Source organism: Eikenella sp. NML070372, from assembly GCF_001648415.1.
Classification (GTDB): domain Bacteria; phylum Pseudomonadota; class Gammaproteobacteria; order Burkholderiales; family Neisseriaceae; genus Eikenella; species Eikenella exigua.
Genome location: NZ_LXSN01000004.1, coordinates 390,124 through 409,421 on the forward strand (window position 1 = coordinate 390,124; position 19,298 = coordinate 409,421).

At 52.6% G+C, this 19,298-nt stretch carries 16 protein-coding genes; 12 read left to right on the top strand and 4 right to left on the bottom strand.

The window, feature by feature from the left end; all coding sequences use genetic code 11:
* Positions 1–129 precede the first annotated feature (129 nt).
* On the bottom strand, positions 130–1,347 hold the full coding sequence (locus tag A7P97_RS03705) for an aromatic amino acid transporter (protein WP_067530441.1): 1,218 nt from the start codon (positions 1,345–1,347) through the stop codon (positions 130–132).
* A gap of 585 nt (positions 1,348–1,932) precedes the next feature.
* Positions 1,933–4,299 (bottom strand): penicillin-binding protein 1A, encoded by a 2,367-nt coding sequence (locus tag A7P97_RS03710; protein WP_067530442.1) that lies wholly within the window; start codon positions 4,297–4,299, stop codon positions 1,933–1,935.
* 131 nt (positions 4,300–4,430) lie between these two features.
* Here A7P97_RS03710 and pilM point away from each other — a divergent pair, with 131 nt between their 5' ends.
* The 7 genes from pilM to aroB are packed head-to-tail and all read left to right on the top strand — an operon-like array spanning position 4,431 to position 11,220.
* Entirely contained in the window at positions 4,431–5,531 is a 1,101-nt protein-coding gene (pilM, locus tag A7P97_RS03715) for a type IV pilus biogenesis protein PilM (protein ID WP_067438439.1), read from the top strand.
* Position 5,532: 1 nt separating this feature from the next.
* Positions 5,533–6,222 carry a PilN domain-containing protein gene (locus tag A7P97_RS03720; protein ID WP_067530443.1) on the top strand — a complete coding sequence of 230 codons (690 nt, stop codon included), beginning with the start codon at positions 5,533–5,535 and terminating at the stop codon, positions 6,220–6,222.
* Positions 6,223–6,237: 15 nt separating this feature from the next.
* Positions 6,238–6,852, top strand: a complete 615-nt coding sequence (locus tag A7P97_RS03725) for a type 4a pilus biogenesis protein PilO (RefSeq protein ID WP_067438445.1) — start codon at positions 6,238–6,240, stop codon at positions 6,850–6,852.
* Between the two features lie 29 nt (positions 6,853–6,881).
* Positions 6,882–7,421: a pilus assembly protein PilP gene (locus tag A7P97_RS03730; RefSeq protein WP_067530444.1), complete on the top strand. Its 540-nt coding sequence runs from the start codon at positions 6,882–6,884 to the stop codon at positions 7,419–7,421.
* 21 nt (positions 7,422–7,442) lie between these two features.
* Positions 7,443–9,566 (top strand): type IV pilus secretin family protein, encoded by a 2,124-nt coding sequence (gene pilQ / locus A7P97_RS03735; protein ID WP_185737521.1) that lies wholly within the window; start codon positions 7,443–7,445, stop codon positions 9,564–9,566.
* Positions 9,567–9,595: 29 nt separating this feature from the next.
* The gene (locus tag A7P97_RS03740; RefSeq protein ID WP_067525549.1) at positions 9,596–10,144 is read left to right on the top strand and encodes a shikimate kinase; all 549 of its coding nucleotides are present in this window, start codon (positions 9,596–9,598) and stop codon (positions 10,142–10,144) included.
* Positions 10,144–11,220: a 3-dehydroquinate synthase gene (aroB, locus tag A7P97_RS03745; protein WP_067530966.1), complete on the top strand. Its 1,077-nt coding sequence runs from the start codon at positions 10,144–10,146 to the stop codon at positions 11,218–11,220. Before A7P97_RS03740 ends, aroB begins: the two co-directional genes overlap by 1 nt.
* A 184-nt stretch (positions 11,221–11,404) precedes the next feature.
* Here the strand turns inward: aroB and A7P97_RS03750 are convergent, their stop codons facing one another.
* Positions 11,405–12,214, bottom strand: coding sequence for a CPBP family intramembrane glutamic endopeptidase (locus A7P97_RS03750; RefSeq protein ID WP_067530445.1), 810 nt, complete (start codon positions 12,212–12,214; stop codon positions 11,405–11,407).
* Positions 12,215–12,401: 187 nt separating this feature from the next.
* Positions 12,402–13,406 carry an N-acetylmuramate/N-acetylglucosamine kinase AmgK gene (gene amgK / locus A7P97_RS03755; RefSeq protein WP_067530446.1) on the bottom strand — a complete coding sequence of 335 codons (1,005 nt, stop codon included), beginning with the start codon at positions 13,404–13,406 and terminating at the stop codon, positions 12,402–12,404.
* Between the two features lie 63 nt (positions 13,407–13,469).
* Between amgK and A7P97_RS03760 the strand changes: the two genes are divergently transcribed.
* The 5 genes from A7P97_RS03760 to scpB all read left to right on the top strand — a co-directional run bounded on the left by A7P97_RS03760 (position 13,470) and on the right by scpB (position 19,202).
* Entirely contained in the window at positions 13,470–15,776 is a 2,307-nt protein-coding gene (locus tag A7P97_RS03760; RefSeq protein WP_067530447.1) for an LPS-assembly protein LptD, read from the top strand.
* Positions 15,773–16,726, top strand: coding sequence for a peptidylprolyl isomerase (locus A7P97_RS03765; RefSeq protein ID WP_067530448.1), 954 nt, complete (start codon positions 15,773–15,775; stop codon positions 16,724–16,726). Before A7P97_RS03760 ends, A7P97_RS03765 begins: the two co-directional genes overlap by 4 nt.
* Before the next feature lie 192 nt (positions 16,727–16,918).
* Positions 16,919–17,974 carry an alanine racemase gene (gene alr, locus A7P97_RS03770; protein WP_067530449.1) on the top strand — a complete coding sequence of 352 codons (1,056 nt, stop codon included), beginning with the start codon at positions 16,919–16,921 and terminating at the stop codon, positions 17,972–17,974.
* Positions 17,975–18,130: 156 nt separating this feature from the next.
* Positions 18,131–18,514 carry a hypothetical protein gene (locus tag A7P97_RS03775; RefSeq protein ID WP_067530450.1) on the top strand — a complete coding sequence of 128 codons (384 nt, stop codon included), beginning with the start codon at positions 18,131–18,133 and terminating at the stop codon, positions 18,512–18,514.
* Positions 18,515–18,608: 94 nt separating this feature from the next.
* On the top strand, positions 18,609–19,202 hold the full coding sequence (gene scpB / locus A7P97_RS03780; protein ID WP_067530451.1) for an SMC-Scp complex subunit ScpB: 594 nt from the start codon (positions 18,609–18,611) through the stop codon (positions 19,200–19,202).
* Positions 19,203–19,298: the final 96 nt, after the last annotated feature.

Genomic DNA, 19,298 nt, shown 5'->3' on the forward strand with positions numbered 1-19,298 from the left:
ACCAAGAGCAAAAGGCTACCTGAAAAATTTCAGGTAGCCTTTCGTTTTGCCGTGGATGGAGGAAAGTCTGTTCCCCATCATTTTTCAGGTAGCCGCTATCCGAAGGCTACCTGAAATTTTTGGCGGGTATCAGCCATTAAACACGGGCAGGATATTGGCACGGCTGAGGACTTGAGCGGCTACGTTGGCCAGCCCGAAGAAGAATACCCAAGCCATCAGCCATTTCCCGCCGTACACGCGGTAGCCTTTCCCTTCGCCGAATTTTTTGCGGCAGGCGTAGAGCAGCAAGGCGGGGACGAAAGCCGTCCACACGGTGGCGGCGAAGCCGACGTAGCTGATGGCGAGCACGAAGCCGGTGGGGAACAGCAGGCAGGCAACGAGCGGGGGCAGGAAGGTGAGGGCGGCAGCTTTGCTGCGGCCGGTGCGGCTGGTGCCGAAGCCGAACAGGTCGGTGAGGTAGTCGAGCAGGCCGAGGGTAACGCCGAGGAAGGAGGAGGCGATGGCCATGTAGGAAAACAGGGAGAGCACGCGCACCAGCCCGCTGCCGGCCACTTGGGCGAGGGCGGCGAGCAGGGCGGCCACGTTGTCTTGCGCGGCAATCACGGGGCCGAACTGGCTGCGCGGCAGGTTACCTTGTACGGCGAATTGCCAGAGGGCGTAGATCACCAGCGCCACCAAGGTGCCGAGCCAGAGCGAGCGGGCCACTTTTTTGGCGTCGCCCCGGAAGTAGTCGAACAGGCCGGACACGTTGCCGTGGAAGCCGAAGGAGGCTAGGCATACGGGCAGGGCGGTGCCGAGATAGATCCAGTAGCTGCCGTTTCCGCTGCCAACACTATCGAATAATACGGCGGGCTGGGCGGAAAGGAGCAGGCCGCCGTTGGCCCAGAGGAAGGTCATAATCATGCCGCCGATGAGGATGGTGGTGCCGCGGTCTACCCAGAAGGTGGACCACCATACGCAACCGGCGAAGATGAGGGCAAACACGATCTGCCCCACCCATAGCGGCGCTTGGAGGGCTTGGGCGGTGAGGTTGCCACCGGTGAAGATGTAGGCGTAGGTGAGCAGATAGAGTACAAAGGCCACGGAGAGGCCAGTGATGATGCTCCAGCCACGGCCGAGCAGGTCTTTAACGATGGTGTCGAAGTTGGCGCCGGGCGGGTAGTGGGTGGTGGCTTCGAGAATCATCAGGCCGCTAGAGAGCATGGAAAACCAGGTGTAGAGCAGCACGATGAGCGAGCCGACAAACCAGATGCCGGCAGTGGCGGTGGGGTTGGCGAGCATACCGGCACCGATTACAGTGCCGGCGATAATCATGGCGCCACCGAGTACGGAGGGTTTTTGATTCATAGTGATGTGGGTATGGAGTGGGTTTTAGGTATGGTTAAAGCACTGAATTGCTTCCTACGGCGTTGGCTTGCCTTGCTGTCTGTGGCTCACCGCCATGTAGGAACAAATCATTGCTTCCGCCACACCCTGGGGCAGGAAAATGAAACGGCCGCCCAAATCTGCAGCAGCCGGAGGCGGAATTATACAGGGCAGGGGCTTGGCTTGACTATATGATTTGCGATTTTTGTGAACCTGGTTTTTGGCATATTCTCACGTTATTGCTTATTTAATGGCGTTTAGTTTTTAATATGCAGTTTTGTTGTCATGTTGTTGCTTGGATGTTGTCTGGCAGGCAGATCATACTGTTTGAGCCAGAGGCTACCTGAAAATAAATTGTTAGCTTCGCAGGAACGGGTAAAGCTCGTTGGAACTTTGTCGAAGCCTTATGTTTTCAGGTAGCCTGTGGCGTAGAACAAGTAACTTGCTGCTCACGTGGCAACTGTATTGGCTGTGTAATGCTGCATATGTTTCAACTAGAGAAAAAGGCTACCTGAAAATACCGGATAGGGTTTCAGGTAGCCTTTTCAATCAGGCAGAGAGATTGGTTTAGAACAGGGCGTCAATCTCTGGTGAGGGTGCTGTGCCACCACCGCCGTTTTGCGGCTGTACCGGCTCTACCGCGGTTTCTTCCGGAATCACTGGATCGCCGCCTGCGGCTTGGATATCTTCAGCATCAGGAGTGGCGCCACGGTTGTCGATAGCCAGGCGCGGGCTGGTGCTCTGCTGCTCTTGCAGGAAGTATTCGCCGCCATTGCGGACAATCTTCGCGGGCATCGGCATGCCTTTTTGCGGTACGCCTTGGAGCGCATAGCGCATGTATTCGACCCATACGGGCAGGGCAATCGTGCCGCCGAAGCCGGCGCGGCCCATGCTGCGCGGTTTGTCGAAACCGATATACACCACGCCCACCAAGTCGGGATTGAAACCGGCAAACCAGGCGTCTTTGTTTTCGTTGGTGGTACCGGTTTTGCCGGCAATATCGCGTCGGCCCAGCGCGTTGGCACGGGCACCGGTGCCTCGGCGCACCACGTCTTGCATAATGGTATACATGATGTAGGCGTTGCGCGGATCGATAACCTGCGGCGCGCTTTCGCCGGCCACCAAGGGCTTCATCTGGGCACGCAAACGGCCTTGATTATCTTCAATCCGGTCAATCACATAGGGCGATACTTTATAGCCGCCGTTGGCAAATACGGCATAGGCCTGCGCCATTTGCAGCGGGGTAGCCACGCCACTACCCAAGGCCATAGACAGCGAATCGGGAACCTGGCGGGCATTGAAGCCGAAACGCTGTACGTATTGATGCACTTCGTGCACACCGAGTGCCATCACGATGCGGATAGAAACCATATTTTTAGACGCAGTAAGCGCCTGGCGTAGGGTGATGAAGCCAGAGTAGCGGCCATCAGAGTTTTTCGGACGCCACGGACGGCCGCCGCTACCCATGCCGGGCAATTCGATCGGGGCATCATTGATGGTGGTGGCGGCAGTCATCCCTTTGGCCAAAGCAGCGGAGTACACAAAGGGCTTGAAGGTAGACCCGGGCTGGCGCTCGGCCTGAGTGGCACGGTTGAAGCTCTTACTATGGAAGTCGAAACCGCCCACCAAGGCGCGGATGGCGCCAGTTTTGCTGTCTAATGCCACAAATGCGCCTTGCAGCTCGGGCATTTGGCTGATTTGCCAGCCGCGATCGAGTTTGCGCACGCGGATAACCGCACCGGGGCGGATGGCATTGTCTTTACCGTTGTTGATAGTACGCGCTACATAATTGAGTGCGTTGCCGCTGATTTTGATGCGGTTGCCGCCTTGTGTGTAGGCTTCTATCGAAGAGCGGCTGGCCTGCAACACCACGGCCGGTTGTAGGCCGTCTACGGTGTAAACCGTATCCAGATATTGATCTAAGTTTTCATCTAAGGCATCAGCTTCTATCGTTTTTAAATCGATAAAGGCTTCTGCGCCACGATAAGCACCCAGCCCGAAGCCTTTCAGGGCACGGCGCAGGGCTAGGGTGGCTACTCTTTGGCTTTCGGAGCTAACGGTGGTGTACACACGGAAGCCTTGTGTGTAGGCATCTTCACCATATCGGTCGTACATTTCTTGGCGAACCATTTCGGCTACATATAGAGAGTTTTGGTCAATCTCTACCTGTTGGCGTCGGTAATGCAGCTCTTCGGCCAGCGCTTGATCGCGTTCTGCTGGCGTAATCATCTTTTCTTCAACCATGTTGTTGAGAATATAACGCTGGCGTAAACGGGCACGCTCGGGGTTCACAATCGGGTTAAAAGAAGAGGGCGCTTTAGGCAGGCCGGCCAGGATGGTGGCTTCGGCCAAAGTCAGCTCTTTTACTGGTTTGTTGAAGTAGATCTGCGAAGCGGCAGCAAAGCCGTAGGCACGCTGGCCCAAGTAGATTTGATTGAAATACAGCTCCAAAATCTGTTGTTTGCTCAAGGATTGCTCGATTTTGTAGGCCAACAGTGCCTCGTTGAATTTACGGCGGTAGCTGCGCTCGTTGGTGAGATAAAAGTTGCGGGCTACCTGTTGGGTAATGGTACTGGCACCGGATTGCACACCCCCGGCACGGAAGTTGCCAATCAGAGCACGCGCTACGCCGGTAACGTCTACCCCCCAGTGTTGGTAGAAGCGTTTGTCTTCTGCTGCGATAACAGCATTTACCAACATCGGCGGGAATTCGTCAATTTTAGTAAACGCACGGCGCTCTTCGCCATACATGCCGATGAGCTTGCCATCTGATGAATAAATAGTTAGCGGCATCCTGGGTTGATAATTTGTTACTATCTCTAAGCTGGGTAGTTTCGGGTAGGTTGCTAAAACTGCAATAGCCAGCAATCCGATACCGAACAAGGCTAGCCCCAATAATAATCCAAAGACAGTTTTAAATATTTTTCTAAACATAGTTACAAATTTTTCTATCAATAAGTACTTTGATTAAAGTAAACTATACCTTAATTTATGCAAGAAAACGCAAAACCTGATATAAATTTGCCTGTGACCGTTCAATTGGTCTTTCAAAGGGAGACTTAAAGATGCGAATATTAAAAAAACCAAGAAAATCAAAACAAAAGACTAAAATATCTTTTGGCAGCAAAGGCTGCTTGGGCGTGGATATTACGCCAACCGCCATTAATATGGTACATCTTGTTGGCAGCGTTCCGGGTAATCTTCGGTTGGAAAATTACACCATCCAGCCCCTACCTAAAGGCGTTATTATAAACGGCAACATCGAAGATCATGACCAACTCGTGTCATATTTACAACAAGCTTACCAACAGCTCGGTAGTGGTTGCAAGAATGTAACAGCAGCCTTGCCGCAAGCTCTAACCAACATACAAACGATTACTTATGATGTTCGTAGTTCTGATTTGCCGATAGATGAGTTCGTTGAACTGGAAGCCAGCCAAACCATCGGCTCCGATAATCTGAGCTATGATTTCCAAGTTACTGCTGAATTGCAAAACGGTAATGTGCAGGAAATCGTGATGGCCGCCGCCAAGCGCGACGATGTGGATTTGCGCACAGACTTGTTCTCGGATGCTGATATTCCATTGACACAAATGGATGTGGATACTTTTGCTGTTGTAAATGCTTTCTCTGTTTGGATCGATCAATTCGCTCCCGATTTGGAACATCAAAAACTGGCTATCTTCCATGTAGATGAAGATCAGACCAAAGCTTTGATCCTCCAAAATGGCAATCTTGTTTATAAACAAGAAACCAATTTTGGCAACAAGCAGCTGACCCACAATATCCAGCGCCAATATAAATTGAGCGAGGATGATGCGTGGAGTATGCGTTTCAAAAGCAATAAGCCCGCAGATTTCCAAGGCGCAGTAGCTGATCACTTTAATAGTCAGCTTACTCAGGAAATCCAAAGGGTTCTGCAATTCTATTACACCACGGTTAGCAGTGATTACCAAGATAGCATTAAGCACATCTTGATTTCTGGATGTCCGTTTATGCAGCCTTTCGGTCTTGCAAAAAGCGTGTACGCTCAAACAAATATCTCTACTCAACAAGTGGAGCCTATTGCTAGCACACGAGGCAGCAAACAAACCGAAACTTCGAAATTTAATTTGGAATCCGGGCAACTAACTGTTGCATTTGGATTGGCTGTAAGAGGATTGTAAAATGATTCCATTGATTCAACTGAATATGCTCCCTTATCGTGAGGAGCAGGATAAGCAGAAAAAAGCTCAGTTTACCAGGCTGATGGTATTTTCCGGGCTGATAGGAGTTGGTTTGTTGGTGTTTACCTATGTATCGCTTAGCGGCTTGATTTTGAACCAAGAGTCCCGCAATCGGCAGTTAACTGCTGGTATCGAGCAACTAGATATTCAAATCAAGGAAGTAGAAACCTTGGAAGCTGAGAAACGTGACTTCTTGGCTCGGAAAGCCAAAGTAGAAGAACTGGAAAATAAACGTTTTGAAGCGGCTAGGATGATTGATTCTCTGAATACTGTTGCACCTGAAGGTGTTTACCTTACAGGGATTAAGGCAAAAGATGTCAGTACTTATACCCTGTCGGGCAAAGCTACCAGCGATAGCAAAATTGCCGATCTCATGCGTGTGATCCCGAGTACCAATGTATTTGGTCAGCCCTCATTAGATCGCATCAATAAAGTAGAATCAGTGCAAGAATTTGAATTGACCGTAGCAGTTTCTGCTTCTGCACCGATGAATGGCGACTATGCGAATGTTGCTCCTGTTGTGATGCCGTCAGAGGCTGCTTCTGCTGCCAGCGACGTTTCCGCATCAATACCTAATACGCCTGTAGCGCCTGCGTCATCTGCTACAGCCACTTCCTCCCCTGCGAATTAATGGAAGGATGAAATCATGGCACAAAAAATTGACCTTAACACCCTATATAAACAGAACAAGCTGGTTCAGCTTGGGGCTGGTATTGTTATTGTTATTCTTCTTTTAGTTGCAGGCTACTTTGTTTTGTTTAAAGAGCAGTGGGAAGAGTTTGAAACCTTGCAGCAGAAAGAAGAGCAGTTGAAGCAGGACTATCAGAGTAAAGCTGATCAAGCGGCTAATCTGCCGGTTTTGAAAGATGAATTGGAAAAAATCCGAACTGCATTTAATGTGTTGCTGAAGCAGCTGCCAACTGATGCAGAAATTCCGAACCTGATTCAGGAGCTGCATCAAGCTGGGGCCAAAAACAGTATGCGGATGAATAGCGTGAAGCCTCTGCCCCCGGTGGATCTTGATAACGTACAACAATTGCCTTATGAGATTTCCATTTCGGGAAATTATGATCAAATTGCACAATTTATACGTGATGTGGGTCGTCTGTCCCGTATCGTAACTTTGGATAAGATCAATCTTGCTCCTGCAGATGCAAAAGATAGTAATGGCGTACTCACTTTGACTGCTAATGCTAATACCTATAAGGCGTTGGCGCAGAGTGAGGTGGCTGCTGCATCAGCTGCATCACAAGCTGAATGATAAGCATGGTTCTTTAAAAGGATTTTATAATGAAGAAAAATATACTAAGGTTCTTGGCTATTATTTTTTTGCTGACGGCCTGTTCTTTGGCAGAGGGTGATTTGCAGCAGTGGATGGATAACGCCCGGGCGGAAGCAAAAAATAAAGTTCGTCAACCTCAGATACCAACTATTTCAAAGTCGCCTGAGTATATCGATCCTATTATTAATGGTTTGAATATATTTGATTCAAAGCGGCTTCGTGTGAATCAGCAATCAGGTATTAATGCTCCAAACCCCGATAGGCCAAAAGAGATTTTGGAGAACTTTAGTTTGGAAAGCTTGCGTTATGTGGGCTCTATTAAGCGGGGTGGGCAGGTTTCTGCCTTTGTTGAAGCCGGTGGGCATACCTATACCGTACATGTTGGCAATTATCTCGGTCAAAACTACGGACAAATTACAGCTATTACGCCGGATAAGCTGATTTTATCGGAGGTAACTGAAGACAGCTATGGTGCATGGCAACGTCGAACAGCGGAGTTGGAACTGAACACAACTCCAGATGCTTCTAATCAATCAAAACCTAATTAAACTTATCAAGGGATTTACGCTATGAAAATCAAAAAACTGCAATATCTAACTGCTTTAGGTATGGGCTTGGCCATGCAAGGCGTACTAGCTGGTAATATTACAGATATTAATGTCTCTGCTTTGCCAAATAATCAAAAAGTTATCAAAATCCATTTCGATCGGGATGTGTTGAAGCCTAGCGGTTTCATTACTACTACGCCTGCTCGTATTGCTTTGGATTTCCAAAATACCGGTGCTAATCTTAGCCAACCGGTACTTCAATATAATGACTCCTTGCTCAGCCAAATCGCAGTTGCTCAAGACGGCAATAAGACCCGTGTTTTGCTCAACTTAAACAGACCAGGGCAATACAATGCTGAAATCAAAGGTAACGAAGTTTGGATTTATCTGAACGAGTCTGGTCAAGCATCTTCTGCAGCTGCCAGAACTACTGCACCCAACAACCAGATTCAGCAAGAGTCTCTGGGTGTAACTGAGAGTAAGCCTGCCACAGGACAAACTGCTCTTGGCAGCAATACTGCAAACGTAGCAGTTGATTTTCACAAAGGTGCAAATAATTCAGGTGTGATTGAAATTAATACCGCCGGCTATCGTGGCACTCCTGAAATCAAACAGCGTTCAAATAACCTGGTTATTTTACTGAAAAATAACCAATTGCCGATTGCTGCTCAGCGCAATTTGGATGTGACCGATTTCAGCACACCGGTCCGGACTATCAGTTTGCGCCGTTTAGGTAACGATACTGAAATTACCATTAAAAATCAAGGCGGCTGGGAGCATAAAACCAGCCAGTCTGCTGGTCGGTATACTATTACCGTTTCTCCCAAATCTGTAGTGGCCGAAGCTGGTATCAACCGTAATCGCAACCGTAACTTTACCGGCAAACGTGTTTCTTTAGATTTCCAAGACGTAGATGTGCGTACCATTCTGCAAATTTTAGCTAAAGAATCCAATATGAACATTGTGGCTAGTGACAGTGTTTCTGGCAAGATGACCTTGTCATTAAAAGATGTGCCTTGGGATCAGGCTTTGGACTTGGTAATGCAATCACGCGGGCTAGAGTCACGTCGTAACGGTAATATTATCCGTGTTGCTCCTGCTGATGAATTTCGAGAAATTGATCTTAAAGCTTTGGAAGGTGCTAAACGTATCGAAGAGCTTGGTCCGCTGGTGTCTCGTACATTTCAGTTGAAGTATAAAGATGTTAATGAATTCCGCAAAATTTTGAATATTAATGAGAATGGTGGATCCAATAACAGTAATAACAGTAACTCTTTATTGAGCAGTCGTGGTTCTGCTGTTATTGATCCGGCTACTAATACTTTGATTATTAAAGATAATCAAAACGTTATTAAAGAGTTTGAGCGATTAATTGAACAGTTGGATGTTCCTGCCCGTCAAGTGATGATTGAGGCTCGTATTGTTGAAGCTAAAGATGGCTTCTCCCGTGCATTGGGTGTGAAATTTGGTTATGATCGCAAATTCGGTTCAACCCGAGTAGGTAGTGGTTTGAGTGGGGGCTCCAGCACCACCGGTAACATCTTTAACCTTGCTCCGAACGTGAACCTGCCGGCAGCATCTGCGACTTCTTCGCTGACCATTGTTCGTGCCTTGTCTTCCGGTGCACTTGGTTTGGAGTTGACTGCCATGCAGGAGCAAAACCGTGGTAAGATTATTTCTAGTCCGCGCGTGCTGACTCAAGACCGTAAAGAAGCAACCATTAAAGCTGGTCGAGAAATTCCTTACCAAGAAGCTTCTTCCAGTGGTGCTACCAGTACCAGCTTCAAAGAAGCTGTATTGGGCTTGACCGTTACTCCGCAAATCACGCCTGATGGCAATGTGATTATGGATATCAAGCTGAATAAAGACTCTGTGGATCAGGGTTGTAGCGTATTAGGCACTCCGTGTATCAGCACCAAAGAGCTGACTACCCGTGCCATGGTAGAAGATGGTGGCACTATTATCTTGGGTGGTATCTATGAGGAAGATAACTCCAATACTCAGTATAAAGTACCGTTGCTGGGTGATATTCCTGTTGTTGGCAACTTGTTCCGTGGTACTAAGCGCAACAATGAGAAAAACGAATTACTGATCTTCATCACCCCGAGAATCATGGGCAGTGAAGGTAACGTTCTGCGCTACTAAGCCACACTTCACCGATTGATTCGGTTACAATGCCTGCCATGGATACCATGGCAGGCAATATTTTTTTCATCGGATTGATGGGTGCGGGTAAGACCACGCATGGGAAGCAGTTGGCAGCGTTGCTGCAACGCGATTTTATCGATAGCGACCAACTGATTTGCCAACGCACTGGCGTTTCTATCCCCACTATTTTCGAGCTGGAAGGGGATAGTGGTTTTCGTAAGCGCGAAGCTGCCATTATTAACGAACTTACCCGCCGCCATCCCATCATCCTTGCCACAGGTGGTGGAGCTGTCTTGTCTCCCGACAATCGCCGTTGTCTGCATACGCGCGGCACAGTGATCTATTTGCACGCCACCCCAGAAATTCTATACCGGCGCATCCAATACGACAAAAACCGCCCCCTGTTGCAGGTAGCCGACCCACTCGACAAGCTGCAAACATCCTACCAACAGCGCGACCCGCTCTACCGCGAAACCGCCCACCTCATTTTCAATATTCCGCCGCAACATTCCTGCCCGCGAATCACCAAGCAACTGTTGCAGCTGATTCAACAACATAGCCAAGAAAACCGATGATGCAAACTCTGCACGTCCATACCCCCGGCCACAGCTACCCCATCCACATCGGCTTTCGCCTGCTTGATAATCTGGCCGAACACATCCGCCCACACATTAGCAGCAAAGCCGCCATCATCAGCAACCAGACCGTTGCCCCGCTCTACCTTGCTCCTGTTGAAGCCGCCTGCCGACAACTCGGCATCAGTACCTGCAGCATCATCCTGCCCGACGGCGAACAATACAAAAATAACGAATCCCTCCAGCAAATCTACACTGGATTGTTGCAGCACCATGCCGACCGCCGTACCACCATCCTCGCCCTCGGCGGCGGCGTAATCGGCGATCTTGCAGGCTTTGCTGCTGCCACCTATCAGCGTGGCATCCCCTTCATTCAAATTCCCACCACCCTGCTCAGCCAAGTCGATTCATCCGTGGGTGGGAAAACCGGTATCAACCATTCCCTCGGCAAAAACATGATCGGCGCGTTTTACCAGCCCCAAGCCGTCATTGCCGATACTTCCACCCTACAAACCCTTCCTCCGCGCGAATTTTCCGGTGGCTTGGCCGAAGTCATCAAATACGCCCTGCTCAGAGACATTGATTTTCTCGCCCGACTCGAACAAACCATGCCCAGCATTATGCAGCAAGAGCAAACCACTCTCGCTGATACCATCCGCCACTGCTGCCAAATGAAGGCGCACATCGTTGAGCAGGACGAAAAAGAACAGGGCATCCGAGCCCTGCTCAACCTCGGCCACACCTTCGGCCATGCCATCGAAACCCAAATGGGCTATGGCAACTGGCTGCACGGCGAAGCTGTGGCTGCCGGCATGGTGCTTGCTGCGCGACTTTCCGAGCATAAAGGCTACCTGAAAACCGCCGACACCGAACGCATCATCCGCCTGCTGCAAGCCGCACGATTGCCCGTTGCACCGCCGGAGTTTGCGATTGATACCTGGCTTGCCCACATGCAGCATGACAAAAAAAATCAAGCCGGCCAAATCCGTCTTGTTATTCTCAAACAGCTAGGCCAAGCTGCAGTGGAAGCTGGCTTCAGCCGTGAAAACATGGCAGCCTTGCTGCAAAGCATCTGATTGCCCGTTGTAAGCTGGTTGGCTAATTGATCAAGTTGATACAGCAATACAGGCCGATGCCATATAGGGAATAAAAATCTTAGTTTTGCAGAAGCTCGCCTTTTTGTGGAAATCTTACTTTCAGGTAGCCTCTCATGCAGCAGGCTACCTGAAAATTATTTTGGCTGTTGGGCATGGTTTAAGTTTAAGGTTTGCTGAAAAATAAGGCTTTGTCTTTGGTAATAATCCAGAGGATCAATATAAGCAGCAAACCAGTTTGGATGATTTTGCTATCGGGATGAGTGGCAAAAATTTCGTTGCCGAGGTTGGCAGATAGGTGGAACAACACAGCAATCAGGATACTGCGGCCGCTTTTCAGATACAGCCAGTTGGAAAGCAACACGAATACAATCATGCTGAACACAAAATTGGCGGTATATAGCGCGCCTTCAGCTACTACTTGGCTATGGTAGTAGCCTTGAATAAAGGCCAGCGGCAGATGCCACAGCGCCCAATATATGGTAAAGATCATGGAGGCGGCGAACATACTGAATCGGCTCAATAGCGCATCGGTGCCATAGCTGTGCCAGGCCAGCTCTTCAATGATGGCAGCAGAAATGAGGAGGAACCACGGCGAGACCATAGCTGAGCTAAATGAGGGGTTGCCGGAGATGTGGAATTGCGCCATGCTGTGGCCAAACAGCAAGGAGATAAATTGTGCCAATATCAAAGTAAACGGCAGGAGCAGAAGGGTGCACAGCAGATAGCGTTTGGGAAAACCGCCCAGCTTCAGCAGCCGGTTGGCAGCATCGGCACGCAAGCTGGGGTTGCTTCGCAGCAGCCATAATGCCAGCAACATCGGCGATACCAGCCCGATTATGCTTAAGCCGATTTGTATATACTGCATAGCCTTCGAAGGCTGATGATGGCTGATGTAGGCGGCGACGAACCACATCAGCCAGGGAAGAAGCAGGGAAAGGGAGAAGAAGGTGAGGGGGTGGTAGGTTTGTCGCATGATAGTTTGGTATTTGCTATGCTGGAAAAGTTTTCAGGTAACCTGTCTCAGAACAAAAGGCTACCTGAAAAACAAAATAGCGGCTTGAAAAATTGTCTGCTTGCCGTTACCCGTTTCAGGTAGCCCTCTGCTTGGTTTGGGGCTACCTGAAAGCGTAAGCTTCAACGAAGTTAAAACCGTTCGCCGTTTAAAACGTGTAGCCAGTTTGCAGTTCTTCGTCGCCCACCAGCTCGAGCAAGAGTGCGTAGAGTGGGGCGAATTCGCGGTAGCGGCGGGCGGTGCGGCGCAGGTAGTTGAGGAAGCGGGGGATTTCGGGGCGGTATTTGCCTTTGCCGTCGCGGTGCCACAGGCGGGCGAAAATGCCGGCCACTTTCAAGTGCCGCTGCACGCCCATCCATTCGAAATCGCGGTAGAAACGGTCGAAATCGGCAGGTACGGGCAGGCCGGCAGCGCGGGCCTTTTCCCAGTAGCGCACAGCCAGGTCGATGACAAACTCTTCTTCCCATTCGATAAATGCGTCGCGCAGGAGGGAAACCAGGTCGTAAGTAATCGGGCCGTAGAGCGCGTCTTGGAAATCGAGCACGCCGGGGCGGCCCGGGGTGAGCATCAGATTGCGCACGATGAAGTCGCGGTGCACATACACCTGCGGCTGGGCGGTCAGTACGGGCAGGAGGGTGTCGAGCGTTTGCCGCCACAGCTGCTGCTGTTTGAAGTTCAGGCTTTTGCCCAGCTCTTTGGCCATAAACCAATCGGGGAACAGCTGCATTTCCTGGCGCATCACGGCTTCGTTGTATTCGGGCAGCACGCCGGGGCGGCTGGATTTTTGCAGTTCGATCAGTGTGTCGAGCGCATCCAAAAGCAGGGCGCATTGCACTTCGGGGCGGGTGTCGTGCTCCAGTGCGGCCAGGTAGGGCACTTTGCCGAAGTCTTCCAAGGCGGCGAAACCGTGTTCGATATCGTGGTGGAACACTTGCGGCACATGTGCGGCGGCAAAAATCTCGCGCACGCGCAAATAGGGTTCGATGCTCATTTTGTCGGGCGGTGCGTCCATGCAGATCACGCTCTCGCCGTTTTCGAATACGGCGCGGAAATAGCGGCGGAAATCGGCATCCGCTGCAGCGAAGGAAAGGGTGAAACTCCGCTGCGGATAACGTTTCTGCAGCCAGTTTTGCAATTCTTTTTCTCGTTCCATGATGTTTTTCGGGTTAAAATATGCGCCATTTTAAACCCGCTGTAAAAAAATTGGGGTGATTCTTTGTCTTGCTTTTTCCGATTGAGCCCGATGGTGGCTGCCGTGCTGGCCGGTTTGAGCCTGCCAGCCCTGCTGCAGGCCGAGCCGTTGTCGCTGGCGGCAGAGGGAGGGGCAGCCTGCCACAGGCCGGATGCACCCAAACAGATGATTGCGCCGGTGAAAACCAGCGGCGAAGGTGCATTGGCCGAAGGTGTTACCCGCGTGAATGCCGACCGTGTTATCGGCCAGAGCGATGTGCGCGTGCGTGCCGAGGGCGATGTGGTGGTGGAGCGCGGCAACCAGGTGCTCAACGCGCAATGGATTGACTACAATCAGCCGCAAGATACCGTGCATGCCGGTGGCCGCTTCATTTTGGAGCAGGGCGGTGGGCGCGTGAGTGGCGAAAATCTGCGTTATAAGATGGACACCCGCCAGGGCGAGGCCACCAATGCCCGCTTCGAAGCCGAAAGCAGCCGCCGCCGCCTGCAGGGCACCAGCCGAACTCTGCGCATAGATGGCGAAAACCGCTACCACTTGGAAAACGGCCGCTTCAACACCTGCAACTCAGGCGATGAGAGTTGGTATATCCGTGCCAAAAACATTGAAGCGGACTACGAACGCAATATTGGCATGGCACGCAATGCTTCGCTAGTGGTGGGTGGTGTGCCGCTGTTTTATACGCCGTGGATTGATTTTCCGCTCAACGGCAACCGTAAAAGCGGCTTTTTAGTACCTACCTTCAAAGCCGGCTCCAACGGCGCGGAAATCACCATTCCCTATTATTTCAACCTTGCTCCGAACTACGACTTCACGCTTACGCCCAAACTCTATAGCCGGCGCGGCCTGCAGCTGGCCGGCCAGTTCCGCTATCTGCGGCCTAAATACCAGGGAGATATAAGTTTGGCCGTACTGCCCAAAGACCAGCTTAGCCGGCACACCACCCGTAGCAAAATCGATTGGAACCACCAACATCAATTCAGCCGCACCCTCAGCGGCGGTGTGGATTTCCACCAAGTATCCGATGACGATTACTACCGCGATTTCTACAACCGTACTGATATCGCCACCAATGTCAACCTCAACCGCCAGTTGTGGCTGCGCCACCAAACCGAATTGTGGACTGGCCGCTTCGACAGCTACGCCACTGTGCAGAAATACCAAACTCTGGCTAATGCCGACGGCTACAAAGGCGACCAACCCTATTCACTGTTGCCGCGCCTAAGCAGCCAGTGGCAGAAGCGTTTCGGCATCGCCAACTTCCAAATGTTCGGTCAATACAGCAACTTCCGCCACGATAGCAAACAGGAAGGCAGCCGTTTGGTGCTCAACCCCAGTGTGAGCGCGGAACTCAACCGCAGCTGGGGCTATGTCCGACCCAAGCTCGGCTTGCACGCCACTTATTACAACCTAGACAGCCATAACGGCGCGCAGGCACGCAATTTCAGCCGCATACTGCCCACCTTCAGTGTGGATAGCGGCATGGTGTTTGAGCGGCCGGCCAGCTGGCAGGGGCGTGATTATGTGCAAACCTTAGAGCCGCGCCTGTTCTACACCTACATCCCTGCCAAGCAGCAAAACGATATTCCGCTGTTCGATACTGCAGAAAACAGTTTCAACTACAGCCAACTATTCCGCGAAAACCGCTTCTCTGGCCACGACCGCATTAATGCCGCCAACTTCCTCACCATGGCAGTGCAAACCCGCCTGTATGACGCCAAAAACGGCGAAGAGCGTTTCTCCGCCGGTCTCGGCCAGCGCCTGTATTTCACCCGCGACGATGTGCTGCTCGACGGCAGCCGCGTGCAGCGGCGCAGCGGCCATTCCGATTTGCTGGCCTTCGCCGACGGTCGGGTAACCGACAATATCTGGCTGAACAGCGAAGTGCACTACGACACCAGCCAAAATGCCGCGGCCAAATATCATCTTGGCCTGCGCTACAGCCCTGAGCCCGGCAAAACCGTGGGTGCGCGCTATCAATATCGCCGCCATGGCGAAATTTACGACGACGTATACGGCAAAGTGCGCCGGGCCGACGTGTATTTCCAATGGCCGGTGAGCCGCAATCTTTATCTAGTGGGCCGCCACAGCTATTCCTTCAGCGAACATAAGCCGGTGGAACACCTTTTGGGCATGGAATACATCAGCGGCTGCGGCTGCTGGAGTCTGAGCGCCGTCGGCCAGCATTATGTGAACGGCGTGAATTCCAGCAAAAATGCCTTCTTCCTCCAGCTGCGCCTGCGCGACTTGAGCAGCTTGGGCAACAATCCTTTTGAACAAATCCGCCAGTCGATTCCTGGCTACACTAACATTGATGAGGTAATGCGTAGATGAAAATGAAAACTTTGGTTTTGGCGCTGGGCATGAGCTTGGCTTCTCAGGTAGCCTTGGCCAACACCGTGCGGTCGGTAGACAACATCGTGGCCGTGGTGGAGAACGAAGTCATCACCCAGCGTGAGCTCGATCAGGCCGTGGCCCACACCCGCAGTCAAATGCCGCGCGGTATGCAAGTATCCGAGCAGGAATTGCAGCGGCAAACCCTGATGCAGCTGGTGAACCAATCGCTTTTGGTGCAGGCCGGTCGGCGCAACAATATCCAAGTGCCCGATGCCGAAGTGGAAGCAGAAATCGCCCGCATCGCCGCCTCCCGCCGCCAAAGTGTGGCTCAGTTTGAAGCTGCCCAAGCCCGCTTCGGCATCGACAAAACCGCCCTGCGCCGCCAAGTGCGCGATAGTATGCTCGCCCAACGTGTGCAACAGGGGCAAACTGCCGGCGAGGCTAAAGTGAGTGAAGACGAAATCAATGCCGCCATCGCCCGCGCCCGCGCCCAAGGCATTACCCTGCCGCAGGCCGCACCTAAAACCCAATACCATGCCCAGCATATTTTGATTGCCAGCCAAGGCGAGCGCGCCCAGCGGCTGGCACAACGCCTGGCGCAAAATGCCCAACGCGGCGCCGATTTTTCCGCCCTGGCGCGCCAGTATTCGCAAGACGGCAGCGCTGCCAATGGCGGTGATTTGGGCTGGCTCTCCGAAGGCGAAACCGTGCCCGAGTTTGAACGTGCCATGCGCGGCTTGAAACCCGGTCAGGTGAGCGCACCGGTACACACCCAGTTCGGCTGGCACGTGATCCGCCTAGTGGAAGCGCGCACGCCGAACACGCCCGATGCCCGCATCCGCGCCGGCGTGCACGATGCCATCGCTGCCCAGAAAACCCAAGCCGCCATGCAGGGCCTGCTCCAGCAGCTGCATCAAAACAGCTTTATTTCCATTCGGATGCAGTAGGCAGATTGGCCGCAGGGGATGATTGGCCTATCCTCTGCGGCCAATTTACAGGCTACCTGAAACTTTCAGGTAGCCTCATGCTCGACCAATTTGCTGTTGCAGGCCATCAATGCCGTATTTATTTTTCAGGTAGCCTTTAAAGGCTACCTGAAACCCATACCAACCCTAACCGATAGAGAATAGAGACCCGCCATGCGCCCGCTCACTGCCACCATCCGCCTCAGCCACCTGCGCCACAACTACCAACTGCTCAAACGCCTGCACGGCAACAAAATGCTCGCTGTGGTGAAAGCCGATGCCTACGGCCACGGTGCCGTGCGCTGCGCCCGTACGCTGGCCGATTTGGCCGACGGTTTCGCCGTGGCCACGCTGGATGAAGGCATCGAACTGCGCGAAGCCGGCATCAGCGCGCCCATCGTGATGCTCGAAGGCGTGTTTGAGCCGGCTGAATACGCTGCGGTAGACGAATATCGCCTGTGGCCGGGCGTACAAAACCAATGGCAGCTCGGAAGCCTGCTGGCACACCGCTGGCGCGAGCCGGTTACCGTTTGGCTGAAAATGGATTCCGGCATGCACCGCGTGGGCTTCTTCCCGCAAAACTTCGCTCCCGCCCACCAAGCTCTGCGTCAAAGCCCCCAGGTGGCGCACATTGTGAACATGACCCACTTCGCCCGCGCCGACGAGCCGGAACAAGCGATGACCGCTGCCCAGCTGGCTGCTTTCGACACCGCCGTGGCCGGCCTTTCCGGCGCACAGAGCCTCGCCAATTCCGCCGCCATCATCGCCCACCCCGCCGCCCGCCGTGACTGGGGGCGTGCCGGCATCGCCCTCTACGGCATCGAGCCCTTTCCGGGAGCCTGCCCCGAACTCAAACCCGTGATGCGCCTCACCAGCCGTATCTTTGCCGAACGCACCCTCCAGCCCGGCGAGCCTGTCGGCTACGGCGCATCCTTCATCACCGAACGCTCCACCCGCATCGGCATTGCCGCCTGCGGTTATGCTGACGGCTACCCCCGCACCGCACAAAACGGCTGCCCGCTCACCGTAAACGGCCAACCCAGCCGCCTCATCGGCCGCGTGAGCATGGATATGCTCGCCGTTGAGCTCGACCATCATCAAGGCGTGGGCAGCGAAGTGGAGCTGTGGGGCGACGCCGTTTCCGTAGCCACCGTGGCCCAATCCGCCGGTACGATTTCCTATGAGCTGCTGTGCCACATTAAGCGGGCCAACTATGTGTATCAAGAGTAATCAATAAGTTGAAGGCTACCTGAAAAAGCTTCAATGGCGTTTCTGCGAAGTTTCAATGCAGTTAAAACAGTTGTGCATTTTCAGGTAGCCTTTGGCCTGTTATTTGAGGCTGTATAAAGCCATCATTCATCGACAATACTACCCATGACGATACCCATGAAAAAACTTCTCCCCTTCCTGCTCTTCGCCCCCTTGTTCGCCCAAGCCCAACCGCTTGGTACAGGTACATACAAATACGTTGAATGGGGCGTCCACGGCGGTGCCGACATCCGAAAAATGCTGGTGATCGAGGTGTTGCCCAACAGCCGATACTGCCTGCTTTCCATCATGGATTACAAAGAAGACAGCGCTGCGGGCAGGTGGCAGCGCAGCGGCAACAGCATTCGTCTCGGCAACGGCCTGCACCTGCAGCAGAGAAACGGCCAAGTGTATGCTGGCCAACAAGCTGTGCAATACGAACCCTATACCAGCAAAGACAGAGAAGACTACGCCGCTGGAGTTTGTAAGGAAATAGAAGGCAATAGCACGCCGTCTCGATAAAGTTGTTCCGCTGCTTGGAGGCTACCTGAAAAAAGCAGCCCGGCATTCATACCCAACGTTTTGCCAAACCCGCCCAACACACATCCAACCACCCATGCCGCAAACTCTTTCCCCCGAAAGCCTGATCGAAGCCGCGTTGCTCACCCAGCCCGAGCCGCTGCCTGAACGCCGCCTGCGCGCCCTGTGCGAGCTGCCGCTTTCTGCCGATAAGCTCGAAGACGTGCTCGAAGCCCTGCAACAACGCTGGCAGGGCAGGGCACTGCAATTGGTACGCACCCATGAAGGCTGGCGTTTTCAGGTAGCCTCTGCTGCCTTCGAGCGGCTCGGCAGCCTGGAAGAGCAGCGCACGCCGCGCTACTCCCGCGCCGTGATGGAAACTTTGGCCATCATCGCCTACCGCCAGCCGGTAACGCGTGGCGACATCGAAGCCATCCGCGGCGTGGCGGTGTCGCAAAACGTGATGCAAACCCTGCAAGAACGTGGCTGGATAGAAAGTGTGGGCAAGCGCGACACCATCGGCCGCCCCAGCCTGTGGGCCACCACCAAAACCTTCCTCACTGATTTGCAAATCGACACCCTCGAATCCCTGCCGCCCCTAGCCGAACTGGGCGAATTGGTATTGCCTGAGCTGGGTATTCATGGGACAACGGCAGAAGAAGAGATGGCGGAAGAAGAGGTTGAGGAATAGGGCGTTCGAGCGGGCCCCATATTTTCAGGTAGCCCGATGAAGGCTACCTGAAAAGCATCTGCTCCAGTACAATCCCGCCATCTTTCTGCTCCGTAC